General features: G+C 70.1%; 22 protein-coding genes. 15 read left to right on the top strand and 7 right to left on the bottom strand.

Annotated features, from left to right (window positions below; genetic code table 11):
• Window positions 1-114 precede the first annotated feature (114 nt).
• Window positions 115-561 (top strand): DUF6223 family protein, encoded by a 447-nt coding sequence (locus tag KME78_RS58915; protein ID WP_219538988.1) that lies wholly within the window; start codon window positions 115-117, stop codon window positions 559-561.
• Between the two features lie 40 nt (window positions 562-601).
• Window positions 602-1003 (top strand): DUF6223 family protein, encoded by a 402-nt coding sequence (locus KME78_RS58910; protein ID WP_219538986.1) that lies wholly within the window; start codon window positions 602-604, stop codon window positions 1001-1003.
• 117 nt (window positions 1004-1120) lie between these two features.
• Here the strand turns inward: KME78_RS58910 and KME78_RS58905 are convergent, their stop codons facing one another.
• Complete coding sequence (locus tag KME78_RS58905; protein ID WP_246654846.1) at window positions 1121-1582, bottom strand: ABC transporter ATP-binding protein C-terminal domain-containing protein; 462 nt, start codon at window positions 1580-1582, stop codon at window positions 1121-1123.
• 58 nt (window positions 1583-1640) lie between these two features.
• Between KME78_RS58905 and KME78_RS58900 the strand changes: the two genes are divergently transcribed.
• The 7 genes from KME78_RS58900 to KME78_RS58870 all read left to right on the top strand — a co-directional run bounded on the left by KME78_RS58900 (window position 1641) and on the right by KME78_RS58870 (window position 6541).
• On the top strand, window positions 1641-1850 hold the full coding sequence (locus KME78_RS58900) for a hypothetical protein (protein ID WP_219538984.1): 210 nt from the start codon (window positions 1641-1643) through the stop codon (window positions 1848-1850).
• Window positions 1847-2368, top strand: coding sequence for a DUF6879 family protein (locus KME78_RS58895; protein WP_219538982.1), 522 nt, complete (start codon window positions 1847-1849; stop codon window positions 2366-2368). Before KME78_RS58900 ends, KME78_RS58895 begins: the two co-directional genes overlap by 4 nt.
• 10 nt (window positions 2369-2378) lie before the next feature.
• The gene (locus KME78_RS58890) at window positions 2379-3224 is read left to right on the top strand and encodes a helix-turn-helix domain-containing protein (RefSeq protein ID WP_219538980.1); all 846 of its coding nucleotides are present in this window, start codon (window positions 2379-2381) and stop codon (window positions 3222-3224) included.
• A 441-nt stretch (window positions 3225-3665) separates the two neighbouring features.
• A complete protein-coding gene (locus KME78_RS58885; protein WP_219538978.1) occupies window positions 3666-4307 on the top strand; it encodes a hypothetical protein in 642 nt (213 codons plus the stop codon).
• A gap of 160 nt (window positions 4308-4467) precedes the next feature.
• Window positions 4468-4986, top strand: coding sequence for a hypothetical protein (locus tag KME78_RS58880; RefSeq protein ID WP_219538976.1), 519 nt, complete (start codon window positions 4468-4470; stop codon window positions 4984-4986).
• 73 nt (window positions 4987-5059) lie between these two features.
• Window positions 5060-6100 carry an NADP-dependent oxidoreductase gene (locus KME78_RS58875; protein WP_219538974.1) on the top strand — a complete coding sequence of 347 codons (1041 nt, stop codon included), beginning with the start codon at window positions 5060-5062 and terminating at the stop codon, window positions 6098-6100.
• 48 nt (window positions 6101-6148) lie between these two features.
• Window positions 6149-6541: a MerR family transcriptional regulator gene (locus tag KME78_RS58870; protein WP_219538972.1), complete on the top strand. Its 393-nt coding sequence runs from the start codon at window positions 6149-6151 to the stop codon at window positions 6539-6541.
• A gap of 135 nt (window positions 6542-6676) precedes the next feature.
• Here KME78_RS58870 and KME78_RS58865 read toward each other — a convergent pair whose 3' ends face one another.
• On the bottom strand, window positions 6677-7204 hold the full coding sequence (locus KME78_RS58865) for a pyridoxamine 5'-phosphate oxidase family protein (RefSeq protein ID WP_219538970.1): 528 nt from the start codon (window positions 7202-7204) through the stop codon (window positions 6677-6679).
• Between the two features lie 229 nt (window positions 7205-7433).
• On the opposite strand from KME78_RS58865, the gene KME78_RS67755 reads away from it, so the two are divergent.
• Window positions 7434-7913 carry a YcxB family protein gene (locus tag KME78_RS67755; RefSeq protein WP_219538968.1) on the top strand — a complete coding sequence of 160 codons (480 nt, stop codon included), beginning with the start codon at window positions 7434-7436 and terminating at the stop codon, window positions 7911-7913.
• Between the two features lie 91 nt (window positions 7914-8004).
• On the opposite strand, the gene KME78_RS58855 is transcribed toward KME78_RS67755, so the two are convergent.
• Genes KME78_RS58855 through KME78_RS58845 form a run of 3 tightly spaced genes read right to left on the bottom strand, consistent with a single transcriptional unit; the run spans window position 8005 to window position 12699 of the window.
• A complete protein-coding gene (locus KME78_RS58855) occupies window positions 8005-8781 on the bottom strand; it encodes an ABC transporter ATP-binding protein (protein WP_219538967.1) in 777 nt (258 codons plus the stop codon).
• 28 nt (window positions 8782-8809) lie between these two features.
• Window positions 8810-11458, bottom strand: a complete 2649-nt coding sequence (locus KME78_RS58850) for an ABC transporter permease subunit (RefSeq protein ID WP_219538964.1) — start codon at window positions 11456-11458, stop codon at window positions 8810-8812.
• Window positions 11455-12699 carry an ABC transporter substrate-binding protein gene (locus KME78_RS58845; protein WP_219538962.1) on the bottom strand — a complete coding sequence of 415 codons (1245 nt, stop codon included), beginning with the start codon at window positions 12697-12699 and terminating at the stop codon, window positions 11455-11457. Before KME78_RS58845 ends, KME78_RS58850 begins: the two co-directional genes overlap by 4 nt.
• 146 nt (window positions 12700-12845) lie before the next feature.
• Between KME78_RS58845 and KME78_RS58840 the strand changes: the two genes are divergently transcribed.
• Genes KME78_RS58840 through KME78_RS58830 form a run of 3 tightly spaced genes read left to right on the top strand, consistent with a single transcriptional unit; the run spans window position 12846 to window position 14854 of the window.
• A complete protein-coding gene (locus KME78_RS58840; protein ID WP_219538960.1) occupies window positions 12846-13934 on the top strand; it encodes an alcohol dehydrogenase catalytic domain-containing protein in 1089 nt (362 codons plus the stop codon).
• 36 nt (window positions 13935-13970) lie between these two features.
• Window positions 13971-14483 carry a cupin domain-containing protein gene (locus KME78_RS58835; protein ID WP_219538958.1) on the top strand — a complete coding sequence of 171 codons (513 nt, stop codon included), beginning with the start codon at window positions 13971-13973 and terminating at the stop codon, window positions 14481-14483.
• Window positions 14480-14854, top strand: a complete 375-nt coding sequence (locus KME78_RS58830) for a VOC family protein (RefSeq protein WP_219538956.1) — start codon at window positions 14480-14482, stop codon at window positions 14852-14854. The genes KME78_RS58835 and KME78_RS58830 overlap by 4 nt, the downstream gene beginning before the upstream one ends.
• A gap of 60 nt (window positions 14855-14914) precedes the next feature.
• Here the strand turns inward: KME78_RS58830 and KME78_RS58825 are convergent, their stop codons facing one another.
• A complete protein-coding gene (locus tag KME78_RS58825) occupies window positions 14915-17125 on the bottom strand; it encodes an MMPL family transporter (RefSeq protein ID WP_219538954.1) in 2211 nt (736 codons plus the stop codon).
• Window positions 17126-17221: 96 nt separating this feature from the next.
• Here KME78_RS58825 and KME78_RS58820 point away from each other — a divergent pair, with 96 nt between their 5' ends.
• Window positions 17222-17749, top strand: a complete 528-nt coding sequence (locus tag KME78_RS58820; protein ID WP_246654845.1) for a TetR/AcrR family transcriptional regulator — start codon at window positions 17222-17224, stop codon at window positions 17747-17749.
• A gap of 9 nt (window positions 17750-17758) precedes the next feature.
• Here KME78_RS58820 and KME78_RS58815 read toward each other — a convergent pair whose 3' ends face one another.
• Window positions 17759-18814: an ROK family transcriptional regulator gene (locus tag KME78_RS58815; protein ID WP_308127562.1), complete on the bottom strand. Its 1056-nt coding sequence runs from the start codon at window positions 18812-18814 to the stop codon at window positions 17759-17761.
• A 142-nt stretch (window positions 18815-18956) separates the two neighbouring features.
• Between KME78_RS58815 and KME78_RS58810 the strand changes: the two genes are divergently transcribed.
• Window positions 18957-20183: a Gfo/Idh/MocA family protein gene (locus tag KME78_RS58810; protein WP_219538951.1), complete on the top strand. Its 1227-nt coding sequence runs from the start codon at window positions 18957-18959 to the stop codon at window positions 20181-20183.
• Window positions 20184-20186 lie beyond the last annotated feature (3 nt).

Below are 20186 nucleotides of genomic sequence, written 5' to 3'. Positions count from 1 at the left end.
AGCAGGCTGCCGTATCGGCGGCAGCACACATTGCCCCCGTACGCGGGACGACCCGCGACGGGTCCAGCGGACATGCTCAGACGACATCCAGTCGCAGGAAGGAAGGAGCACCACATGTCCGTACGTCACCTGCTTACCGCCGCGGTGAGCGTCCCGCTCGCCATCGCCGGGCTTGCCACACCCGCGGCCGCGCACGTCTTGACCCAGCCGGACCCTGTCAGTGCCTACAGCCTGACCGCCGGGCGGCTGTGGTCCCTGGTGGCCGCGCTGCTCGGGCTGGCCGGCGTGGTCATCGGCGGGCTGGCTCTGGCCCGCGCCGCCGGTCGCATCGGCACCGGCTCTGGGCGAAGGGGAGCCGTCGTGGCCCTGGTGGCGGGGCCGGCCGGCATGGTCATCGGCGGACTGGTCGTGGCCGCCGCCAAGGGCGGTCCCGGCACCGGCTACGGGATAGTCGGCGGCTACGTGGCCCTGGTGGTGGGGCTGATCGCCACGGTTCTCGGCGGGCTGGCCCTGGCCCGCTCCCGCCGCGCCACCGCGTCACCGCGCCCCCGGACCAGCTGACGCGCTGCCAACACCCGTCATTCGACCGAAAGGAAGCTCAATGTCCGTCCTGTTGGTGCTTGCCGCGCAGGCGGCCTCGCCAGTCTGTACGACGCCGACAGAATGCGCGGGCCAGGGTCTCGGTACTTTCCTCGGGACCCCTGCGCGAATCTGGGCCAGTGTGGCCGCACTGGTGGCGCTGGGCGGCGTGGTCATCGGCTGGCTGGCGCTGCGCTCCGTCCGTCGTATCGGCGACCGCGGGAGGAAGGGAGGCATCGTGGCCCTGGTAGTGGGGCTGATCGGCGGGCTCAACGGCGCGGTGAAACTGGCTGTCGCCGACGGCGGTCTCGGCACCGGCAACGGAGTATTCGGCGCCGCCGTGGCCCTGGTGCTCGGGCTCGGCGGCGCGGTCCTCGGCGGGCTGGCCCTGGCCCGCTCCCGCCGCACCGAGCTGAGCGGCTGATACAAGCGCGAGATCGAGGCCCTGATGACCGTACGCACCTCGATCATCGTACGGCTGCCGCTTCTCGTGATCGCCGGATGGTGCCGGTCAGGGACACCCGGGCCAAGCCCGGTCCTGCTATCCCAGATAGGCGGCTCGCACCACCGGGTCGTCGCGGATCTCCGCCGGGGTGCCGGTGGCGATGACCCGGCCGAGGTCCAGGACGACGAGCCGGTCGCAGGTGTCCATGACGAAGCCCATGTCGTGCTCGACCAGCAGCACGGTGGTGTCCAGCGCGCGGACGACCGCGCGCAGCCGTACCGTCTGGTCCGCGTCCAGGCCCGAGGTGGGCTCGTCCAGCAGCAGCAGGCGCGGCCGGTCGGCGATGGCGCGGGCCAGCTCGACCAGCCTGCGCTGACCGACCGGCAGCGCGGCGGCGTAGGCGTCGCGCAGGTCGGCCAGCCCGCACAGCTCCAGCACCTCGGCCACGCGCACCCGCCGCTCGCGGTCCAGCCGCCGCCGCGCGGGCGACCGCTCCGTTTGGGTACTGAAGCCTCCCTCATAGGGAAGTGACTGGGTTCTGCGTTCGCCCTTGACCAAGTCCCCCTCCTGACAGAGGATCGAGAAATCTGAGAAATATCCCGAAGCGATCAAGCAAATGAAGCTACGTTTCCTCGGCAGTACCTCCGATGGCGGCGCATGCCCGACGCTGTACGAAACCGATCGCGGCACATTCGTCGTACAAGGGGATGAGGTCACCGACCCAGAGGCGCTGGCCGAGTTGCGTAACGTGCTCCCCGGCGAAAGCGTCGTGGAGATCCCGAAAGAGCTCCTCCGCTTCGCGAAGCCTGACGAGAGCGGAGCATGACCCTCATAACGGGATCCGACTTCAACGCCCTGTTCGCCGAGTTCAAACGTTCAGCGTTCCGGCTGGAGGGCCGGGACAGGTACTACGCCCCTGACGAGCGGGAGCGGCTCCGGAAGTTCCTCGCAGGGGAGGGCTACGACGTCGCATCGCGACTGGCCGCCCCGTGGTGGCAGATGATTCGCGACGCCACCGAGGGCGGCAAACGCGTTCAACGGGTACGTGTGGTGACCGAACCGCTCGGCGACTACAGCCGGTACGCGCTGGCCGGAGCCCGCATCAACATCGACGGCGGAGAGGACATCCGCTACATGGCGCGCGACAAGGCCGTCTCGCTCGGCCTACCCGAGCACGACTACTGGCTGTTCGACGAGCGGCTCGTCGCCAGGTTGCATTTCGACGATCATGAGGCCTTCCTGGGCGCTGACCTGGTGGAAGATCCTGACGTCGTGAAGCAACACCTGCAGTGGCAGGCGACGGCGTGGCAGCACGCCACGCCGTACGACGACTACATCCGATAGAAAGCAACCCGTGTCCGACGTCCACCAAGTACGCACCGCCCTAGGCCGCAGGCTCCGCGGACTCCGTACCGGCGCCAGTCTGTCCGGAAAGGGGCTCGCGGAGTCACTGGGCTGGCCATCGTCGAAGATCTCCAAGATCGAGCACGGAAGGCAGACCCCGACCGCCGAGGACATCACCGCCTGGGCGCGAGCCTGCGGCGCAGAGGACAGCGCGAGCGAACTGCTGAACCTGCTCAGCAACCTGGAGACGCTGTACGCCGAATGGCAGCGGATCCTGCGCGCCGGCACCGGCACGCGGCAGCAGACCTACCAGGAGATCGAGGCGAGCACCCGCACGCTGCGGGTCTTCGAGTCAATGCTGATTCCCGGCCTGCTGCAGACTCCGGATTATGCGCGGGTCCGGCTGGCCGAGAACATCGAGCTATGGGGCGGCCTCAACGACCTGGATGAGGGTGTCCGGCAGCGGATGCGCCGACAGGAGATCCTCTACGACTCCGGCCGCCGGTTCTATTTCGTCCTGTCGGAGGCGGCGCTCCGGACCCTGCTGTGCCCCCCGCAGGTGATGACTGGACAGCTCGAACGGCTGATCGCCTTGTCGCTGTCGCAGACGCTGAAGCTAGGGATCATCCCCTTCGGCACGGTCCTGCCGATCTGCCCGAAGCATGGTTTCTGGATCTACGATGACCGGCTCGCCATAGCGGAGACGGTGACCGCCGAATTGCATCTCACCCAGCCCGACGAGATCAAGCAGTATCGGCGCGTTTTCGATGCCATCTCAGGAGTGGCTCACTACGGCAGCGACGCGCGGCAGATCATCACCAAGGCTCTGAGCGACCTCACCGCTACCTTGGGCTAACGATCTTGAAGAAATGTTGAGCAATTTGCTTCACCTGCAAGTCAGTCGTCTTTACCGTCCTGGGCATGGACACTCATGGGTCCGTAGCACCCACGCGAACGCCTTCCCAGCGGGCGTTGATGCCACGAGCAGATCTGCCGACGGCGACGTGGCGTCGGGCATTCGGTGGCCGTTGATGACGGCGAGCCACCACCAAGACGTCCGGCATGCCTGGGCCGCCGCCTCATCCACACGGCCCGCTGCCGGCCTCGGCCCTGCAAGATCCCGTACTGGCAGATCCCTGCCGGGGATCGCGACCACCGCCCGCGGTCCCCGGCCCCACCGCGCCTGGAGCGCCATCGCGTCGCCCTCCAGGCGTCCGGCAGGCGCGGCGGCGACACCGTCCCAGGCGTTGCCGCCGCGCCACCGCCCATACCTGCCGTTCCGGACGGGAGATAGACCGTGACCGCCGGACAGGTGCGCGTGCCGTACATCACCGCCTACAGCAACGAGATGGTCCCTCACCCCCTCACCTTCATCGCGCATCCCGAGTCGACCGACGGGCTGCGGCTCAGCTATGCCGACCCGATCCCGCAGGACTGGCAACTCGGCGTCCTGTGGGCGCGGCAGGGACTGCACCGGCGCGGCCGTCCCGAATGGAAGATCGTCAACACGGTCAGGCAGCGACGATGCCTGCTGCGCCTGCTCTGCCAGGTATGCGGCCTGTCTGCGGCCAACCCCCTCGATGGCCGGACCTACTGGGTCCTCGCCGACGATCCCGGCGACACCTCGACGGACGCCGGCTATACGAACGCGCCCCCCACGTGCGCCTCGTGCATCCCGGTAGCGATTGCCACCTGTCCGCGTCTGCGTCGGGGCGCCAGGGCGTACACCGTGGGTGGCGCAGAGCCGTACGGCGTCCTCGCCGACGTCCTACGCCCGTCCGGCCGTCGGCCTGTCGAACGTGAACGGAACACCGCCATCCCGCTCGACTCCTTCCACCGACTGGAGTACGCCCTGGCCAAGCAACTCCTGCTGGTCCTCGACGACCTGCGGCCCGCTCCGATCCAGGGCCGGCCCGGCTCGGGGTGGCCACTCTCCTAGACAGCCCGGCACTCGCCTTCCATGGATCGCGGGTGCCGGGCGGGTGGCCTCGCCTCAAGGCTGGAGGGCCTCCGGGCGGGGCCACCACAACACCTTCATAGAGTCGCGCCGACGAGTTTCGGGTGGCCAGTAGACCGAGAGGCCGGGAGAATCGGCTGTCGTGAGGATGGGCATCTCCGGTTTCGAGCCGACCTTCCTGGTCGGGATCGCCGCGATCCGCGAAGAACACGGAGTGCGGCTGGCTGCGCTTGCCGGGCGGCGTCTGACCGGGTTCGCGCTCGTGCGTTTCGCCGAGGACGGGGATTGGTTCGCCGACTGCCCAGTCGTCCTGGACTTCGACGGCATGCGGGTAGAGATCTGCCACTGGAAGTTCGACGAGTTGTCGATCGGCTGGGGCACCAGAGACACCACAGCCGCGATCACCGGCTGGGAGTCACCGGATTTCACGCCTGAGTGGTCATGCTCCGACGAACGGCTAGAACCGTTCGTCGGTCAGGAACTGTCCGAGGTCGCTCTGCTCGAGTGGCGATCTTCAAGCCTCGACCTGGCGGACGGCACCGTCGCGGTGGAGTTCGTCTTCCACAGCAGCCGCTTCCAGATCGTCAACGGTCTCGACGAGAACGGCATCGACGTCGGCGCGACCCATCCGGATTTCGTGCGGCATCGGCTGAACTGGTGAGTTTGATCACCGAGGCCGCCACCGGCCGGACGGCTTGACCTTCACGCATGGGTCAATCCCTAGCGTCGTCGGCATGGACGCATCTTCGAAGAGCTCGACATTCTCCGGCATCTCCCGTACCGGGCTGGAGGTCCGGCTGGTCGCACGGCCTGAGGGCCTGCCCGCTCCTGGCGACTTCGCGATCACCGAGGTCGATGTCCCCAATCCCGCATCGGGTCAGGTCCTGGTCCGCAATCTGTTCATGTCGCTCGATCCCGGCATGCTCATGCTGATCACGGGCGAATCCTGCCTGCCGATGCCTCGCTACGAGGTCGGCGAGGTGATGTACGGCGATGCCATCGGTGAAGTGGTCGCCTCCGCGGATTCGTCACTTCGCGAAGGCGACCTGGTGATGCACCGGCTTGGCTGGCGCGAGTACGCCGTGGCGGATGCCGGGCTGTTCCGTCGCGTCGACCGGGACGCGTATCCAACACCCTCCACTTACCTGGGCTTCGGGTTGGTGGCTTATGTCGGGCTCATGGACGCGGCGGAGCTGAGGCCCGGCGATACCGTCTTCGTTTCCAGTGCGGCGGGGGCGACCGGGAGCATGGCCGGCCAGATCGCCCGGCTGAAGGGAGCAGCCCGCGTGATCGGCAGCGCCGGATCGCGGGACAAGGTCGACTATCTGACCGGGAAACTCGGGTTCGACGCGGCCTTCGACTATCACGACGGCCCGATCACGGACCGGCTGCGCGAGGCCGCACCCGAAGGCATCGACGTCTACTTCGACAATGTGGGCGGGGAACAGTTGCGCGCCGCGATCGAGATCATGAACCCGCATGGACGCATCGCCGTGTGCGGAGCCCTGAACCGGCAGAGCAAGGCCGGTCCCGACGGCGGTCCGGGCGACCTGCTCAGCGTCCTTGGCAAACGCCTCACCATCCGCGGCTTCACCGTGGGCGATCACCTTGAGCGTGCTCCGGAGTTCGGCGCGCAGTTCCGCACGTGGCTGCGCGAGGGCGCGATCGTCTACGACGAGACGGTGATCGATGGGCTGGCCAAGGCGCCGCAGGCCCTCCTCGATCTCGTGAACGGCGCGTACACCGGGAAGACGGTGGTCCAGCTCGGAGGTTGACCTTGACGTGTGCGTGAAGCCGTACGGTCGGACTCGGGGGTGGCTGCAATGCTGATCGGTGAACTGGCCGCGGAGGCCGGGCCCACGACCCGTGCCCTGCGTTACTACGAGGAGCAGGGCCTGCTGGAGTCCGACCGTACGACGGCGGGTTATCGCCAGTATGGGCCCGGCGCGGTACGCAGGGTCCGGAACATCCGTGAGCTTCTGTCCTGCGGGTTCACCGTGGAGGATGTGAAGTCCCTCCTGGCCTATCTCGACGCCGATCTGCCCGAGGTGTTCTCTTACTCACCGGTGTGCGCCGACGGCTACGGCGTCGGCGCACAGCGGGTGGCCCAACTGGAGGAGCGGATCGCGATCCTCACCGAGCTGCGCGACGGCCTCGTCCACCGGATGCCGTGGCTGGCGGCACCTGACGGCACCACAGACGAGCAGGCGGCCTGATCGTCCCGCAAGACCGGCGACTCGGCGTCCTATGGGTGCGGCAGGGACTGCACCGGCGCGGCCGTCTCGAATGGAAGATCGTCAACACGGTCAGGCACATTGGGGACACGGTCCCGCGAAGGCCCGTGCTGGCGATCAGGGCTGGGACGCCGCAGCGAGCTTCACGACATCGGGTGCGTAGACGGTCATCCAGTGCGGATGCAGCCGGTAGTAGACCACGTCGTTGTCCCAGTCGAAGGCGTCGTCGCCGTAGAAGTCCTTGAAGTACGCGAGCAGGTCGGGCCAATCTGGGGCCGGCTCGCCGTCTTGAGGGTTGAGGATCTCCACCACGCCGTGTGTGAACACGCCCAGGTCCTCCCCTCGCATGTGCGCGGCGCTGGCCGCGGGGCGGGCGGCGAGGTGGCGGGCCTTGGCGGCGCTGCGTGCCGTGCCGAAGTACCACTTTCCGTGCAGGAAGTGCCCGTCCGCACCGCTGATCCGCGGCTCGCTCTTCGCCGTCACGGTGGACAGGGCGAGAGTACACATGCCGGTCAAGATCTGGGTGAGTTGCTCCGCGGTCATGGTGCTCTCGGTGACGATCGAGCGGAGGTGCAAGGTGGAGCGGGAGAGGGAGGCTTCGAGGAGGGCCTGGAGCTCTTTGAGCTCTTCTGGCGTTTCGCGCATTGAGGTCCTTATCTATCCGTAGGCCCCGGTCGACGTCCGCCATCGACGCCGATCGGTGGAGCCATACTCGCCTCAAAACCCGACACCTTGTGTCCTGTTTCTCTGCTCGCGATCTGGTTCTGTCACTGATCTTGCGATCTGGAACGGCTCCTCGCTGACCAGGCGTGAGGGTTTGCGACGTGGTGCTGGTCCGTGAATGATGATCGGCAGCTCAGGCGAAGGAGTACTGGTGGACTTCACGATCAGATATGAACCCGCTCCCGACGAAGTGGCGCGGGCGTTACGCCAAGGCCTCAAGCGGCAACTCGTTATGGTCTATCGGATCTTGCCCTCGGTCCTGGTCGTGGCAGGACTCGCCTGCATCTGGGCCGATGCCGTCTTTTTGGGTGTGGGCATGCTCGTCGCAGCGGTCGTGGCTCCCTTTGTGGCGACCCGGGCGATCCGCCGGGTCGCCACGCGACAGCTCGCCTACATGTGCGTCCCTACGACGATTCGGGTGACCAGCGAAGGGTACGAGTGCCGAACCGACCAGTACAGCACCACGATGCAGTGGTCTATGTTCGGACAAGTCGTGACAACTCCAGAGTTCTGGCTGTTCTTGGTGAACAGGCAGCCCGCGGCATTCCTCCCCAAACGTGCCTTCAACAGCGAGCAACAGGCCGAACTCATTGACTTCCTGGCCGCACGGCAGAATGCGGGAACCTCCTGAGCCGGCTATCGCCCGATGGCCCGCGGAGCGGGCGGCGCGCCATGACGAATCCGGCGGCGCTGATGGTGTCGTGCCAGGAGTTGTATTCCCTTCAGCCCAGATAGGCGGCTCGCACCACCGGGTCGTCGCGGATCTCCGCCGGGGTGCCGGTGGCGATGACCCGGCCGAGGTCCAGGACGACGAGCCGGTCGCAGGTGTCCATGACGAAGCCCATGTCGTGCTCGACCAGCAGCACCGTGGTGTCCAGCGCGCGGACGACCGCGCGCAGCCGTACCGTCTGGTCCGCGTCCAGGCCCGAGGTCGGCTCGTCGAGCAGCAGCAGGCGCGGCCGGTCGGCGATGGCGCGGGCCAGCTCGACCAGCCTGCGCTGACCGACGGGCAGCGCGGCGGCGTAGGCGTCGCGCAGGTCGGCCAGCCCGCACAGCTCCAGCACCTCGGCCACGCGCACCCGCCGCTCGCGGTCCAGCCGCCGCCGCGCGGGCAGGCCGGCCAGGTCGGCCATCAGGCCGCCCCCGCCGCCGTGCCAGTCCAGCGCCGCCAGTACGTTGTCGGCCACGGTGAGCCGCCCGAAGACCTGCGTACGCTGGAAGGTACGGCGAAGACCCGCGCGGGCCCGCTTGACCGGCGACACCCCGGTCACGTCCTCGCCCGCCACGCGCACCCGGCCGCCGCTCGGCCCGCGCAGCCCCGACACCACGTCGAACAGCGTCGTCTTGCCCGCCCCGTTCGGCCCGATCACCCCGCAGACCTGCCCCTCGGGCACCTCGAACGACACCGCGTCCAGCGCCGTGACCCCGCCGAACGCCACCAACACCCCCTCCACGGCCAGCACCACGTCCGTACGATCGACGGCCTGTACGCCGGACATCACGTCACCCCCAGGTAAGCGTCGGACATCACGTCACCCCCAGGTAGGCGGCGGTCAGGCGCTCGCCGTCCACCTCGGCGCGCGGTCCCGCCCACACGACGCGGCCGAGCCGCATGAACGCCACCCGGTCCGCGATCGCCAGCGCCTCGGTGGCCTTCTCCTCCACCAGCAGCAGCGCCACCCCGCGCTCGCGCAGCTCGGCGAACACCTCGAACACCTGCCGTACGACGAGCGGCGCCAGGCCCAGCGACGGCTCGTCGGCGATCAGCACCTTGGGCGGCCGGGCCAGCGCGGGGGCGAGCGTGAGCAGTTGCTGCTCGCCGCCGGACAGCGCGCCGGCGAGCACGGTACGGCGGGCGGCCAGCTGGGGCATCCGCTCATAGACGGTGTCGGGCTCGGCCAGCCAGGTACGCAGGTTCTCCTCCACGGTGAGACCGGGGAACACACCCCGCCCCTCGGGAGCCAGCAGCACCCCCGCCCGGGCCCGGCGGTGGGCGGGCCAGGCGGTGACGTCGACGCCGTCGAGCAGTACCCGTCCGGCGGCCACCGGCAGGTCTCCGGCCGCGACGGCGCAGGTGGTGGACTTGCCCGCGCCGTTGGCGCCCAGCAGCGCCACCACCTCGCCGGGCCGCACCTCGAGATCCACACCCCGCAGGACCGTGCAGTCGGCGTACCCCGCCACGACCCCCTCCAGCCGGAACAGCGGCTCCGCGACCGCGCCGGATGAGCTTGGGGAGGCGGACGCGGGCCGCACCGGAGCGGGCGCGACCTCCACCGGGGCGGCGCCGGCGGCCCGCGCCTGGCGCCGTCGGTGCCGGGACTCGGCGAGCTGAGCCAACACCCCATCCGGATGCTTGGCCAGAATCATCCCCCCAGCCCCGAACAGGATCGCCCCCACCTGCGCCGACACCCCCCACGTCTCCAACAGCTCCGGCACCGCCACAGCCACCAGCCCGCCCAGCACCGCCCCGCCGATCCGCCGCACCCCCTGCAGCACCACCACGGCCAACCAAACAAACCCGGAGAACGCCGGCAGATCGGTCGCGGTGATCGACCCCTTGGACACCGCGAACAGCACCCCGCCCAGCCCCGCGATGGCCGAGGCCAGCGCGAACAGCACGATCTTGGCCCGCGGCCCGGACAGCCCCGAGGTGGTGGCCGCGGCGGGAGCCGACCGGACCGCCAGGATCGCCCGCCCGGACGCCGACCTTTCCAGGTTGCGCACCAGCAGCCCGACCAGCCCGATCAGCGCGAGCAGCAGCACCACCCGCACCCGCGGATCCGAGGTGTCGGCGAACCCGAAGCCGAGCGCGGGCAGCGGCCAGCCGATCGTCCCGTTGCTGAACGCGTCCACCTGGAACAGCACCTGGTCCGCCAGCAGGGCCAGCGCCAGCGTGGCGAGCGTGAGCACCCGCCCGCCGAGCCGCAGCGCGGGCAGCGCCACCAGCATGCCCACCGCACTGGCCGCCAGCACCCCCACCACGATCGCCACGACCAGCGGCCACCCGGCCGAGAACGCCCACCCGCAGGTCAGCGCCGCCATCGAGGCGAAGGCGGCCTGCGCCAGGTTCACCATGCCGCCGATCCCGGTCACCACCACGAACGAGCAGAAGATCAGCGCCAGCACGAGCCCCTGCGCCGCGCGGTCCACGTAGTACTCGGGACCGGCGAAGGTGAAGACGAGCAATGCCACCAGCCCAAAAACCCACGGCAGCCGCCGTCGCCACGCGGGCACCCCGGCCAGGTGGTCGGGCGGCGGCGCGTCCTCGGCCGCGCTCCCGGCCACCCGGTCCCGCGACCTGTTCAGCAGCACCAGCCCGGCGAACAGCAGGATGACCGGGACCGCCGTCCGCAACCCGGTGATCTCCTCGAGGAAGTCGGTGTACCCGGCGACGAGGTTCTGCACCACGCCGAGTGCCAGCCCGGCGGCGAACGTCCACGGGATCGACCGCAGCCGCCCGAACACCGCGGCCGTCGCCGAGGCGAACAGCAGCACGGTGTAGGCGGTGGCGTCGAGCCCGAGCACCGGTACGGCCAGCACCCCGGCGAGCCCCGCCAGCCCCGACCCGAGCATCCAGGCCAGGGCCGAGGTGGCGTCCACGTCGATGCCGCGCAGCGTGGCCAGCCGCCGCCGGTCGACGGAGGCCCGCATACGCAGCCCGTACGGCGTGAGTCTCATGAACGCCCACAGCCCGGCGGCGACCACCACCGAGAAGCAGAACGTGATGAGCTGGTCGGTGTCCAGCCGCGCGCCGAGCACCTCGAACCCGAGCACCGGATGCGGCCCGAGACCGCGCGGCAGGGTGGTGCCGTCGGCCCTCGGCAGCCCGAGCAGGTCCACGACGAGCAGGCCGAGCGCGGGCAGCGCGATCGTCAGGCCGATCGTGCCGACGATCTGCGCGGTCTCCCCCGCCTGGGCGAGCCCCCTGAACATCAGCAGGTGCAGCAGGTAGCCCAGCGCGGGCGCGAACACCCCGGCGGCCAGCAGCGCCGCCAGCCAGGCGGGCAACCCCGCGGCCAGGTTGAGCTGGTAGAACAGCAGCGCGGTCAGGAACCCGACGGCGCCGTGGGCGAAGTTGAACACCCCGGTCGCCGCGTACGACAGGGTCAGGCCCGACCCCATGACGGCGAAGATCGCACCGGTGACCAGGCCGCTGAGCAGGTAACCAAGGATCATTGGAGCGGCACGTTGTCGAAGCACTTCATGCTCTTGGCCACCCGGAAGGCGCCGCCCTCCAGCTTGACCAGGGCGCCACAGCCGTTCGGCTCGCTGTGGTCCTTGGGGTACTGGACCCGGCCGAAGCCGGCGTTCTCGTAGGTGTACGAGCCGTTGCCGGTGGCCAGGAACTTCTCCCTGGTCAGGTCCTTGCCGGTCTTCTTCAGCATGTCGAGGAAGATGTCGGCCGCCCAGTAGCCGATGGCCATGTGCTGGGTGAGTGTGGCGCCGGGCGACACCTTCTCGACGTCGGCCTTGAACGCGGCGATCTCCGGCGCGTTCGACTCGAACGGCTCGAACATCGGCGCGGCCACCACGCCCTCCAGCGCCTGCGCGCTCGCCGGGTCCTTGAGTATGGCCGGGTCATAGCTGGTGGCGTCGGTCAGCACGCCCTTGTACCCGGCCCGTTTCAGCGCCGAGTAGAGGCCCACGTTGAACTTGGTGCCGGCGATGATCGACACCAGGACGTCGGGCGCCTTGCCGCCGTTGGATGTCATGATCTTGTTGACGTACGGCAGCCAGTCGGGCGGCGGCGCCGCGGCGGGCAGGCCGGAGTTGAGCCCGACCAGCTTGAACCCCGCCGCCTGGAACGACTGCGAGATCGTGGTGCCGCCGTACTTGCTGCCGCTGGAGTCGGTGGTCTGCACGTACACGGTCTTGCCGCTCGCACCGCCGAGCAGGTCGGCCATCTGGCTGCCCCACCAGGTCTGCGAGCCCGCGCCCTTCTTGGGCGCCAGGCAGCCGCTGTAGCCGAACCCGGTCTTCGTGCCGCACCACTGCGGCCCGGTCGCCCAGCCGAACCACGGCACGCCCTGCTGCTCCAGGAAGGCGGCGCCGCCGAAGTTGGGCGCGTGCACCGGCACCAGCGCGAACACCTGGTCCTTCTGCACGAGCTTCTTGGCCGCGGCGTCGCCCTTGGCCGCGTCCTGGTTGTCGTCCTCCGCGCCGACGAACTCGATCTTCCGCCCGTTGACGCCGCCTTCGGCGTTGGCCCGCTCGAACCTGGCCTTCGCCCCGATCTCGGCGTCCTTGGTGGAGTAGCCGCTGGCGCTGGTCTTCGTCAGCACCCCGCCGACCTTCACGCTCGTGTCGGTCACGCCCGCCGTGCCCCCGCCCGCGCTCTTCTGCTGGGCCGCGCACCCTGATAACAGCATTGCCGCCGCCAGGATCGCCGCACTCCGCCGCTGATGTCGTCGCACCATCGTTCTCACCTTTGTACGGCAAGGCGCACAGCTCTTTGGCCTAGCGCTCGCTTGGTTTTTGGTCAGCGTAAATTTGCCCGCCAGGGGTGTCAACGGTGCCGAGCAATCGCTTGCTCACAATCACCCGCCCGGCTAGCGTGAAGCGCATGCTCATGCGCGCGGCCGTACTGACCGGCTTCCACCAGCCCATGGAGATCCGCGAAGTGGAGATCGCCGACCCCGGCCCCGGAGAGGTGCGCGTACAGATCAAGGCGTCCGGCGTCTGCGGCTCCGACCTCAAGGCCATCGACGGCAAGAGCCCGGTCGTCCACAAGCTGCCGTTCATCCTCGGCCACGAGAGCGCCGGCATCGTCGAGAGCGTCGGCGCCGGGGTGACCGCCGTCAAGCCGGGCGACCACGTGATCGTCTCCATGAGCGGGCCCTGCGGCAAGTGCCGCAACTGCGGGGCCGGCCGCTTCCACCTGTGCTCCGGCCCGGCCAGGATGACCGCGATCATGGGCGGCGAGCCCAGGATCACGCTCGACGGCCAGGAGACCCGGCGCTTCATCGGCATCGGCGCGTTCGCCGAGTACGCCGTGGTCCGCGAGGCCACCTGCGTGAAGATCTCCGAGGACGCGCCCTTCGCCGCGATGTGCCTGCTGGCCTGCGGCGTCATCACCGGCGTCGGCGCCGTCCTGAACGTCGCCCAGGTCACGCCCGGCTCCAGCGTCCTCGTGGTGGGCTGCGGCGGCGTCGGCCTCAACGTCATCCAGGGCGCGGTACTGGCGGGCGCGACCACGATCGTCGCCGCCGACGTGGCCGACCAGAAGCTCAAGCTGGCCGAACGGTTCGGCGCCACCCACACCCTGGTCCCCGCCGACCTCCCCGCCCAGGTCGGTGAGCTGGTCAGGGGCGGCGTCGACTACGCCTTCGACGCCACGGGCGTCCCCGGCGTGCTGGCGAGCGCGTTCGCGGCGACCGCGCCGGGCGGCACCACGGTCATGGTCGGCAGCCCGCCCGCGGGTCATCCCGTCGAGCTCGACCCGGCCCTGCTGTTCTCCTCACGCCGCCTCATGGGCACCCAGGGCGGCGACGCCGCCCCGCACCGGGACCTGCCGATGCTGGCCGGCCAGTTCCTGCGCGGCCGCCTCGACCTCAACGGCCTGATCACCGAACGGGTGGCGTTGGAGCAGATCAACGAGGCCGTCGAGCAGGTACGGCAGGGCGCGGTGGCAAGAACGGTGGTCGTCTTCTAATCTCGCATTCCACAAGGAAAAGCGAGGAGTCACGAAATGTCCTACCCAGATGCCCGCTACTTCGGCGACGCCGGCGAGGCCAGCGGCATCCTGCGCGCGGCCGACACCCCTCCCGACCTCCGGATGTACGCGCCCGGCGCCAACCCCCGCGGCACCGACGTCCACTACCTGAGCACCGGCGCCACGACCAACGGCGCGTTCGGCCTGTACCGCTGGGAGATGGGCACCCGCCCCGGCGGCGCCGGAGCGCACTTCCACCGGACGATCACGGAGTCCTTCTACGTCCTGTCCGGCACCATCCAGCTCTACAACGGCAAGCAGTGGGCGGACGGCAACCCCGGCGACTTCCTGCACGTGCCGGAGGGCGGCGTGCACGGGTTCCGCAATGAGTCCGGCGCGCCCGTCTCGATGCTCATCCTGTTCACCCCGGGCGCGCCGCGCGAGGCGTACTTCGAGGAGCTCGCCGAGATCGTGAGCACCGGCCGGCAGCTCACCGACGAGGAGTGGACGGACCTGTACCTGCGCCACGACCAGTACATGGTCCCATGACGCCACATTTCGCGCTCTCCGCCACCGTGCTGGAATCCACGGACGCCAAGGCCCTGGCGGTCTTCTACCAGCGGCTCCTCGGCTGGCAGATCGACGATGACGAGCCCGGCTGGGTGACGCTCCGTCCCCCGCACGGCGGTGGCGCCGGGCTGTCGTTCAACACCGACCCGGACCACGTCCCGCCCGTCTGGCCCGCCGGCCCCGGCGACCAGCGGATGATGATGCACCTCGACATCGAGGTGGACGACCTCGACATCGCGGGCGCCCACGCGGTGGCGGCGGGCGCGACACTCGCCGAGTACCAGCCGCAGGATGACGTCCGGGTCTACCTCGACCCGGACGGCCACCCGTTCTGCCTGTGGATTCGCTAGCCCTCTCCCCCGAAGGACCCCAGCCACCACGGACCGTCACAGAGGCGGAGACCCGACGCTCTACCCAGCGGTGACGAGATCCTTGGCCGGCGCGGCGGCGGGCTCTTCCTCGTGCCCCTCCACCGACAGGTTGGGCAGCAGGCGGTCCAGCCAGCGGGGGCACCACCAGTTCGCGCGGCCGAGCAGCACCATGGTGGCCGGGACGAGGAAGCCGCGGATGATCGTGGCGTCCACGGCGACGGCCACGGCAAGCCCCACACCGAACGTCTTGACCATCGGATCCGGATAGGCGATGAAGGCGACGAACACCGCCACCATGATGAGCGCCGCCGAGGTGATCACCCGGCCCGTCGAGCCGAGCCCCTCGGCGACCGCGCGGCCGTTGTCGCCGTGCTTGAGGTAGGCCTGCCGTACGGAGGTCAGCAGGAAGACCTCGTAGTCCATCGACAGGCCGAACAGCACCGCGAACAGCATCAGCGGCACGAAGCTCTCGATCGGCACGCTGAAGAAGATCGTCTGGAGGTACGAGGCGCTCGACGGGGCGTCCATGCCGACCAGCCCGCTCCCCAGGCCGATGGAGAAGACCAGCGCCAGCGCGCCGAACGCGGCGCCCAGGGAGACGAGGTTCATCAGCGCCGCCTTGATCGCGAGCACCGGCGCGCGGAAGGCCAGCAGCAGCAACAGCGCGCTGAGCAGCACGACCACGCCGATGACCAGCGGGGTCCGCTCGGCCATCCGGTCGCCCGCGTCCACCATGGCGGCCACCTTGCCGCCCACGTTCAGCTCGACGCCCGGCACGGAGATGGCCCGGACGTCCCGCACCACCTCGGCGGAGCGGCTGTCGCTCGGCGCGTAGTCGGGAATGACCTGGATCATCACCGAGCGGCCGGAGGTGTTGAGCTTCGCCGCGGCCACGTGCGCGGTCCCGTCCACCGCGTCGATCTCCCGCGAGAGCCGGTCCACGATGGGGTCGGTGGCCTTGGCCACCTTGCCGGGGAGCGTAGCGACGACGATCAGCGGGCCGTTGCTGCCAGGTCCGAACCCGGTGGTCATGAGCTCGTACGCGCGCCGCGAGTCCGACTCCCGCGCCTCGTACCCCGCGTCGAGGGGCCCGAGCCGCAGCGCGAGGGCGGGCGCGGCTAGGGCGCCGAGCACGAGCACGCTCGCCAGCAGCACCCGCCACGGCCGCCGCGCCACCCACACCCCCAAACCGCCCCATCCTGACCCCTCGGCGCGCTTCCTGCCGAGGAACGGGATGCGCAGCGCGTTGATGCGATGCCCGAGCAGGCCCAGCAGGGCGGGCACCAAGGTGACGGAGGTGAGCACGGCGGAGACGACGGAGACGCCGGTGATCCACCCGAGCGTGCTCAGCAGCGGGAAGCCGCCGAACATCAGCGCGCTCAGCGCGATGATCACCGTGCCGCCGGCGAACACGACCGCGCCGCCCGAGCTCGCCACGGTACGCCGGACCGACTCCTCGACCGGCACGCCGGACTCCAGCAGCCGGCGATGCCGCGACAGCAGGAACAGCGCGTAGTCGATGCCCACGCCCAGCCCGATCATCGTGGCCATGATGCCCGCCTGCTTCGGCACGTCCACGACGTACCCGAGCAGGCCGATCACGCCCAGTCCTGTGACGACGCTGACCAGCGCGGTGAAGATCGGCACCAGCGCCGCCGTCAGCGTCCCGAACGCGAAGACCAGCACCAGCAGCGCGCACACCACGCCGATGATCTCGCTGGGCCCGGTCTTGATCTCCTTGTCGGCCGGGGTCGAGCCGTCCGCGGCCACGACCTCCAGCCCGGCGGCCCGTGCCGGGTCCGCGGCCTTGGACAGCGCCTGCGTGGTCTCGGCGAGCTTGGTGGTGTCGTTCCCCTGCAGGCGGATGGCGATGAGCCCGATGCTCAGGTTCGCGGCGATGCCGCCCCGCCGGTACGGCGAATCGACCGCCACCACGTGCGGCACCGTGCGGATGCGGTCCACGGCCTGCTCCACGGCCGCCTTCTTGGCCTTGTCGATGAGCAGGCCCTTGTCCGAGTAGACGACCAGCTGCACGGACCCGCCCGCGGCGAACCCGGGGCCGAAGCCCGTGAGCATCAGGTCGTGCGCCCGCTGCGCGTCGGTGCCAGGGATGGTCGCGTCGTTGCTCACTGGACTGCCGAGCGCCAGGCTGCCGCCCATCAGTCCGGCCGCCGCGATCACCCATAACGCCAGCACGATCACCCCATGCCGCGCGCACCAGCCGCCCAGTCGTCCCAGAAAGCGCGTCATCGCCAGCTCCCCCAACTCGACGGCCGTCCTGTACGGTCGTACAGAGATACGTTAAGACAGGAAATATCCGAAGGCTGTAGATCAGTGGGAAATGAGATGATGAACACAGCCGACGACACCCGCTCCCGGATCCTGGCCGCCGCCAGGGAGCTGTTCGCGGTCCACGGCTACGCGGCCACCTCGCTGGCCGACATCGCCGCCGCCGTGGGCCTGACCAAGACGGCCGTGGCCTACCACTTCCACCCCAAGGACCGGCTGGCCGCCGAACTCACCGCGCCGGCCGGCGACGACATGTGCGTCCTGCTGGACACGGACTTCGCGGGCGACCGGCAGGCCTTCGTCGAGGCGCTGGCGACCTTCGTGGTACGCCACCGCATGGTCATCCGCCTGCTGATGGAGGAGATCGTCGGCGCCGACGACGCGCTGCCGGGCTCGCCGGGCGAGGCCATCAGGCCGTTCAGGGACGAGATCTTCGCCAGGCTCGCCGGACCGGACCCCGACGCCGCGGCGCGGGTCCGCGGCTGGGCCGTGATCGGCGCCCTGCAGTGGGGCGTCGTGCAGACGATGGACCTGCCGGAGGAGACGGTACGCGAGCTGCTGGTCCGCACCGCGCTGGCCATCTAGAGGGGCCGTCTAGAGGCCGAGCACCTCGCGTTCGACGTGGTCGAGCGCCAGGCGTACCCCGCCCAAGGCGACGGACTCCGCACTGAACGTGGACGCGACCACCTCCGGCGCGCTCACGCAGAGCTCGGCCAGGTGCCGGCGGAGCGGGCCGAGCAGCACGTCGCCCGCCCGCGAGTAGCCGCCGCCGATCACCAGCAGCTCGGGGTCGAGGCTCAGCACCAGCGCCGAGGCGCCGATCGCCAGGTTCTCGGCGTAGTGGTCCACCCGGCGCAACGCCCCGGCGTCACCCGCCCGCGCCGCCGCGAACACCTCGGCCGCGCCGCCCTCCTTGACCAGCTCCCGCGCGGCGTCCTCCCAGCCGACCTGGCGCAGCGTGCCGATCTCGCCCGCGGCTCCCGACCGCCCGGCGTGCAGCCGTCCGCCGATGAGGATGCCGGCGCCCGGCCGATGGCCGACCAGGATGTAGACGACGTCGGAGGCGTGCTGGGCGCTGCCCCGCCAGTGCTCGGCGAGCGCCGCCAGGTTCGCGTCGTTGGCGGCCAGCGCCGGGCCGCCGAACCACCGCCCGGCCAGCCCCGCCAGATCCACGCCCGTCCACCCAGGCAGCGTGAGCGACAGCGACACCCGCCCCGAGCGGTCGACGATGCCCGGCGTGCCGGCCGACACGGCCAGCACCCGCGCCCGGGAGACGCCCGCGCCGTCCACGCAGGCCAGTGCGGTGCGGCGGGCGGCCTCCAGCCGTTCGGGCGCGGCGGCGTCCTCGGAGACGGCGACCTGTTCGCAGGCGACGACCTCGCCGTTGAGGTCGGCCACCGACACGACGATCTTCTCGCCGCCCACCTCGGCGCCCACCACGTAGCCGGCGTCCGCCCGGAACCCGAACCGGCGGGCGGGCCGCCCCATGACGCCCTCGTCCGGAGGGATCTCCCTGATCCAGCCCCGGTCCTTCAGCTCGTCGAGCACCGTCTCGACGGTCTGCCTGGACAGCCCGGTGATCCGGCCGAGCCGGGTCAGCGTGGACACGCCCTCGCGCCGCAGGGCCCTGAGCGTGGCCTGGGTGTTCACCTTGCGCAACAGTGAAGCGTCGCCCGGCCGGAGGTCGGTCAACTTTCGCGACCCTTTCCCATAACTTCCCTATTGACGGCTAACTGCCCGGATCCTAGCATCGGCCGGACATACGGTAACTAGTTACATAAGTGGAGGCGGAATGATCACGCTGGCCGTCGTCGGCGCGGGCTCCCGGGGGACCTCCTACGCTCGCCATGCCGTCGAGTCCGGCGGAGCGCGGGTGGTGGCGGTGGCCGATCCGGTCGAGAGCCGCCGGGCCAGGCACCCCGGCGCGGCGCAGTACGCGGACTGGCGCGAGCTGGCGGCGCTCCCCCGGCAGGCGGACGCCGTGATCATCGCGACGCAGGACGCCGATCATGTCGAGCCCGCGGTGCGGTTCGCCGAGCTGGGCTACGACATCCTGCTGGAGAAGCCGATGGCCGTCTCCGAGGACGACTGCCGGACGATCGTGGCCGCCGCCGAACGCTCCGACGCGATCTTCGCCGTCTGCCACGTGCTGCGCTACACCCCGTACACCCGCACGCTGAAGGCGCTGCTCGACTCCGGCCGGATCGGCGAAATCGTCAGCATCCAGCACCTGGAGCCGGTCGGCTGGTGGCACCAGGCGCACTCCTACGTACGCGGCAACTGGCGCAGGTCCGACGAGTCGACGTTCATGCTGCTCGCCAAGTCCTGCCACGACCTCGACTGGCTCGTACACCTCACCGGCAGGCAGGTCGCCAAGGTGTCGTCGTTCGGCGGCCTCAAGCACTTCAGGCCGGAGCACCGGCCCGAGGGCGCGGCCGACCGCTGCCTCGACTGCGCCGTCGAGGACACCTGCCCCTACTCGGCCAAGCGCGTCTACCTGCCGCTGGCGGGCAGGGACGTGTGGCCGCTGAACGTGGTCACCGACGACCTCTCCGAGCACGGCATCCTCCAAGCGCTCCGGACCGGCCCGTACGGCAGGTGCGTGTACGCCTGCGACAACGACGTGGTCGACCACCAGGTGGTGAACCTGGAGTTCGAGGGCGGTGTCACCGTCTCCTTCACCATGACCGCCTTCACCCCCGCCCTGCGCCGGCAGACCCGGATCTTCGGCACCCACGGCTCGATCGAGGGCGACGGCGATCGGCTCGACGTCACCGACTTCCGCACCGGCGAGCAGGAGACCGTCGACACTCGGCCGGTCGGTGACGGAACAGCGGCCGGCGGGCATGGGGGCGGCGACAAGGCGCTGGTCGACGCCTTCCTGACCGCGGTACGCACCCGCGACCGCGCGCCGATCCTCTCCTCGCCGAGCGAGAGCCTGCACAGCCATCTGATCGCCTGGGCGGCCGAGAGATCCCGCCTGGAGGGCGTGATCGTCACCCCCTCGGGAGAGAGCTAGCCA

The sequence above is a fragment of the Nonomuraea guangzhouensis genome, from assembly GCF_019396345.1.
GTDB lineage: Bacteria > Actinomycetota > Actinomycetes > Streptosporangiales > Streptosporangiaceae > Nonomuraea > Nonomuraea guangzhouensis.
Note: the sequence above shows the minus strand (reverse complement) of the source record. Positions and strands in the feature narration are given on the sequence as shown.